The organism is Chryseobacterium formosum (assembly GCF_026460885.1).
Lineage (GTDB): Bacteria > Bacteroidota > Bacteroidia > Flavobacteriales > Weeksellaceae > Chryseobacterium > Chryseobacterium formosus.
The window spans coordinates 1-1,698 of the sequence record NZ_JAOVZW010000040.1; the positions used below are offsets into that span (position 1 = coordinate 1).

The window sequence follows — 1,698 nt, forward strand, 5'->3', positions numbered from 1 at the left end:
AATGAGATGTTCCAGCCGCACCTTCCGGTACGGCTACCTTGTTACGACTTAGCCCTAGTTACTTGTTTTACCCTAGGCAGCTCCTTTTACGGTCACCGACTTCAGGTACCCCAAACTTCCATGGCTTGACGGGCGGTGTGTACAAGGCCCGGGAACGTATTCACCGCGCCATGGCTGATGCGCGATTACTAGCGATTCCAGCTTCATAGAGTCGAGTTGCAGACTCCAATCCGAACTGAGACCAGCTTTCGAGATTCGCATCCTATCGCTAGGTAGCTGCCCTCTGTACTGGCCATTGTATTACGTGTGTGGCCCAAGGCGTAAGGGCCGTGATGATTTGACGTCATCCCCACCTTCCTCTCTACTTGCGTAGGCAGTCTCACTAGAGTCCCCAACTGAATGATGGCAACTAGTGACAGGGGTTGCGCTCGTTGCAGGACTTAACCTAACACCTCACGGCACGAGCTGACGACAACCATGCAGCACCTTGAAAATTGTCCGAAGAAAAGTCTATTTCTAAACCTGTCAATTCCCATTTAAGCCTTGGTAAGGTTCCTCGCGTATCATCGAATTAAACCACATAATCCACCGCTTGTGCGGGCCCCCGTCAATTCCTTTGAGTTTCATTCTTGCGAACGTACTCCCCAGGTGGCTAACTTATCACTTTCGCTTAGTCTCTGAAACCGAAGTCCCAAAAACGAGTTAGCATCGTTTACGGCGTGGACTACCAGGGTATCTAATCCTGTTCGCTCCCCACGCTTTCGTCCATCAGCGTCAGTTAAAACATAGTGACCTGCCTTCGCAATTGGTGTTCTAAGTAATATCTATGCATTTCACCGCTACACTACTTATTCCAGCCACTTCTACTTTACTCAAGACCTGCAGTATCAATGGCAGTTTCATAGTTAAGCTATGAGATTTCACCACTGACTTACAGATCCGCCTACGGACCCTTTAAACCCAATAAATCCGGATAACGCTTGCACCCTCCGTATTACCGCGGCTGCTGGCACGGAGTTAGCCGGTGCTTATTCATATAGTACCTTCAGCTCTCTACACGTAAAGAGGTTTATCCCTATATAAAAGAAGTTTACAATCCATAGAACCGTCGTCCTTCACGCGGGATGGCTGGATCAGGCTTTCACCCATTGTCCAATATTCCTCACTGCTGCCTCCCGTAGGAGTCTGGTCCGTGTCTCAGTACCAGTGTGGGGGATCACCCTCTCAGGCCCCCTAAAGATCACTGACTTGGTAGGCCGTTACCCTACCAACTATCTAATCTTGCGCGTGCCCATCTCTATCCACCGGAGTTTTCAATACCAACTGATGCCAGTCAATATATTATGGGGTATTAATCTTCCTTTCGAAAGGCTATCCCCCTGATAAAGGCAGGTTGCACACGTGTTCCGCACCCGTACGCCGCTCTCTCTGTTCCGAAGAACAAATACCGCTCGGCTTGCATGTGTTAGGCCTCCCGCTAGCGTTCATCCTGAGCCAGGATCAAACTCTCCATTGTATGTTTGTCTGACTCACTCAAAGTTTCTTTAATACGCTTTAGTTTTTCCTTATTTTGGTTGTTATATTGTATTTCAATGATCTCTTTTCTTACGCTTCCTACTTCGCTACTTTCTGTCGTTTCGCTTATCGTATTTGCGTGTGCAAAAGTAAAACTTTATTTCTAATTGACCAAATGTTTTT

The 1,698-nt window shown here is 47.7% G+C and carries 1 rRNA gene; it reads right to left on the reverse strand.

The features are described 5' to 3' along the window. Window positions 1-1,516: ribosomal RNA gene (locus tag OF897_RS21350) — 16S ribosomal RNA — on the reverse strand. Between the last annotated feature and the right edge of the window lie 182 nt (window positions 1,517-1,698).